Genomic DNA, 3,860 nt, shown 5'->3' on the forward strand with positions numbered 1-3,860 from the left:
CGGTCTCATTAAAAAATTAAATTTGATCAGAATGCCTTTTAACTGATTATACAACAAAACTCTTAGTTAAAATGGACTGTTCATAATTTATTAACTCATGCGTTTGCCCTGCCTATTGATACTGGGATATTAATACCGGAAAATGATTCAGTGAGACTGCTAAGCCAAGTAATGGAGGAATTAGATTATACAATTTTAATAAAGGCTTACTCTACTGTTAAACGTCAAATTATAACTAATTGAAACATCATTTTATTTCTATTATTAGTAGGTGATTTACGTCAGATTATACCTATGAAATCACCTTATCAATAAGGAAAAATCATTTTATTAATATAATTTATTTTAGCCGGCAGGCTACTTTTATATAAAAAATGAGTAGCAATAATAGCTACCCAAGTATGTTAGTTTAAATCAATATATTCAGCGACAGCTTGTAAGGCGTGAGCCACAGTTATCGCATCTACTTTATTCATAAGTTCACATAAGCGTTCGGAGTTCCAAAATAAATCTTTTAGGGTAGAAAGATGACATCCTACATCATAATCAGGAACACAAGCAAAATTACCATAATTGGTTTTGCCTATAACTACAATAAATCCACTTCTACTTTCAAGCTTGAGCTCATAATGACTTCCAAATTTAGTTAAGTTAGTTATCATTCCAGACCAGATTTCAATCTTTTTGCCCTTTTTCATTGTACACTCAAATTTAATTGGCATAGGGAATCCTCCTAAAAATAATCTATGGTTAACGAAGCGACATTTCATTGGCTGCAGCCAGTATTGTATCTGTATCAATTACTGTTTTTTCGTGTTGAGCACCTATTATTAAGGCCTTTGTTAATATCATATTTAACCGTCTTACAGACCCAGAGCAACTTCTATATGCAGCTAAAATTGCATTGTTATCAATAATTTCAGAAGAAGCACCTGCTAGTGATAGCCTAGAATGAATATATTCTATAGCCTCAGTTTCCGAAAGTCCTTCAAAATCATAATTTATTATGATCCTTTGCTTTAATGCCTCATGTATCTGTTTTTCTAAGATGTTGTTGAGTATAGGTTGACCTATCAAAACCAGTGAAAAACAATCCTTTGAGTCCATAGAAAAATTCATAAGTAGCTTTAAATCCTTCAATATATCATTACTCAAATACTGTGCTTCATCCCATACAAGTATGTAATTGACACGCTTGTCACTGCTCATAATTTCCATATAGTCTTTTATACTTTTAAACATATCTGACTTGCGAGAGCAAGGTTCAAGTCCTAGAGCTATACAAAACTGACGATAAAATTCAGTAGTAGTTACGGTAGTAAAGCAAAGATAAATAACCTTTGTTAAATTTGGATTGACTTTCTTCGCGAAACATCTTAAAGCAAAAGTTTTTCCACTACCAGGCGAAGCCGTAAATAATCCAATGCCTCTAGTTTCATTAAGATAATCAAGTCTTGATATCATTTCTTTTAAATCCCTTGAGATATATGCATCTTTTTCCTTAATACCTTTTTCAAAAGGGTTTAAGGTCATACCATAAAACTGCTTAAACATGCTTAACACCATCCTTTGAATAGTCTATATTAAGTGGATTTTTACGTTTAGTTTTACCATTCTCAACTTTGTTTGTTTTTCTAATGCTATACTTAATGTTTTCATAATAAATATAAGCACTATCCATGTCATCAGGTAGATATCGCACTTCAACTTTCTGCCTTATAAATTGCATAGGTACATCATAAGGAGTTTTATCAATGCTTATAGTTGCATCATTATTTACCCGCCGTTGTATGCGATTCATAAAACAATTATCTAGCCATTCACTATCAGATGCTACTTTTACATGAGCTAAATCGCCCTTATATCTATCAATAGGGCGCTCATTTGTAGAAGAATGAATAGTTATGTTATGCTTATTAATATAGGTGAATAATTCATCATTTAGCTCCGCTAAAGAGGAAATAGATGCTATATCTAAAGCACTTAGCCATCTGCTTTTCAATGTTCTGAAATTCCTTTCCACCTTTCCTTTTGATGCTCCATCTCTTATCATTGTGTGAAGTTCCACTATTCCAAGTGAGCCGCATATAAGGCTTAATTGCTCATTTTTATATGGAGAACCATTATCGAGATAAAGCTTATTGGGAATTCCGTATCTAGCGATAGCTTCTTTAAGTACCTTTTGAAAGTTATAGGAGTTATCATTATAAAAGAACCTACCACCTACTATTAGTCTAGATTTATCATCAATTAGCATAATTAAATATGTTCTCCTGCACTCACCCTTTTCAGTTATATGTGGGCCATAGCACGTGTCCCCTTGGTACATGCCAGTTGCAAACTCTTCTTCAAAAGCCTTTCTATCTTTCATATTGATACATCTAGCAGATCTAAGATCGTTATTTTTTATAAATCGCTGAACTGTTGAAATGGATACATCCTTTTCTTTAATAAAGCCATCTTCGATGAGTTTATGGTATATAAGCGTAGCATTGATTCTGGGGAAGTTGCTTTTTAAAGTGTATATCTGCTCTATTGCCACATCGCTTAGCTTTCTAGTTTGACCTATGTCGCTACGCGTCTTCGGAAGAAGGGCGTCAAAGCCGAGTCTATTATAGTATGATTCCCAATTAGAAAGCGTCCCCGGACTATACAAGACTGAATTACCATTAGGTAATTTTACAGGGGTAGTAGAAATACGTCTATAGTAAGCAATTTTAGATTGCTCCGTAAAAGTATTATTTATAGCAGGGGCTATTAATCCTAACCTAATAGATGCTATTTCTATCATTTCTTTATTATTCACTTAACATCACCTCTGAAAAAATGGTATCACATGGGTATTTCAATGACCATTATCGTATTAAGTGGTATGGATAAATTAAAATGAAAGAAATATGATTATAGTTAAATTATGACGTTCCTTGAAAAAACGATGAATCATTTTGATTGAAGAATTGTATTATGAAGTCCTCAGTTTCATCAAAAGAACTATTTATGATATGCTGTATAAAACTTAAATTTGAAATAAGCTTGTCCTCTAAAAGACCAAGCCATATCTGTTTATGCTCTTTAAACTTCTTTAAAATTCGATAGAATGTGGATATAGCAATGCCATAATGTTCACACATAGTTTCCACAGAGTGATATTTATGTACAAGATAGTCATGAATGAGACATACAGTGAATTTAAAACTAAATGACATATAAGGCACAATTACCGAAGGTAGGAGGGCATGGGTACGTTCACATGATAAACAAATACATCTAAGAATGGTGATCATATTATCTTGAGCATTATTATTATCATAATTAACAAGATGGCGTTTGTAAGAAGCAAATGGTGATAATGAATGCTTAGCACCACAAAATGGGCATACTAATGCCTCTATATTAAGCGTTTGCATATACTCATTAAAAATATTTATCTCATTTTCAAAAGAAATTTCTTTAAAACACTTGCATAGTTTTGAAAATAATCTTATCATAATAATTAGTTGTAAGAGCTATCGCTCTTATTTTAAGGGAAGAACTTTTGCTTTGGACGGCTAGGGGTTCTTCCTTTTCCTTTCTCTAGTTTTAATAATAAGCATAAAATAAGCTCCTGATGATGTCAAGTCATTAGGAGCTTTTGTTATAGAAATAATGTGCTTATTTAAAAAGCAGTTAATCACTAGATAATTATCAGTATTATAGTTATAATTTGACTTAGGAGTGCAGTTCTGTAAAGCCATATTTTGACGCGCTACACTCTACAAAAGGTAGAAATTCAGCACTCCCACCCCAGATTCTTTTTAAGGTATTAGTTTATGCATATATGAATGATATTTACTCAAGCAGAAAAATTGAGCAGGCTTGTA

The 3,860-nt window shown here is 32.5% G+C and carries 4 protein-coding genes and 2 pseudogenes; 1 reads left to right on the forward strand and 5 read right to left on the reverse strand.

Features of this window, described 5'->3' with window-relative positions:
- Positions 1-404: 404 nt before the first annotated feature.
- From LGK97_RS19445 to LGK97_RS20105, 5 genes and pseudogenes are all read right to left on the reverse strand, one after another.
- On the reverse strand, positions 405-722 hold the full coding sequence (locus LGK97_RS19445) for a DUF6618 family protein (RefSeq protein ID WP_226261954.1): 318 nt from the start codon (positions 720-722) through the stop codon (positions 405-407).
- A gap of 28 nt (positions 723-750) precedes the next feature.
- Complete coding sequence (locus LGK97_RS19450) at positions 751-1,554, reverse strand: ExeA family protein (RefSeq protein WP_226261956.1); 804 nt, start codon at positions 1,552-1,554, stop codon at positions 751-753.
- Positions 1,547-2,806: a DDE-type integrase/transposase/recombinase gene (locus tag LGK97_RS19455; RefSeq protein ID WP_226261959.1), complete on the reverse strand. Its 1,260-nt coding sequence runs from the start codon at positions 2,804-2,806 to the stop codon at positions 1,547-1,549. The genes LGK97_RS19450 and LGK97_RS19455 overlap by 8 nt, the downstream gene beginning before the upstream one ends.
- A 106-nt stretch (positions 2,807-2,912) precedes the next feature.
- Entirely contained in the window at positions 2,913-3,131 is a 219-nt protein-coding gene (locus tag LGK97_RS19460; RefSeq protein WP_226261963.1) for a hypothetical protein, read from the reverse strand.
- A gap of 42 nt (positions 3,132-3,173) precedes the next feature.
- A pseudogene (locus tag LGK97_RS20105) lies at positions 3,174-3,488 on the reverse strand (DUF6431 domain-containing protein); the annotation flags it as partial.
- A gap of 284 nt (positions 3,489-3,772) precedes the next feature.
- On the opposite strand from LGK97_RS20105, the pseudogene LGK97_RS19470 reads away from it, so the two are divergent.
- Positions 3,773-3,860: pseudogene (locus LGK97_RS19470) on the forward strand (transposase); the annotation flags it as partial.

Origin of the sequence: Clostridium sp. CS001 (assembly GCF_020443565.1) — a bacterium.
Classification (GTDB): domain Bacteria; phylum Bacillota; class Clostridia; order Clostridiales; family Clostridiaceae; genus Clostridium_AD.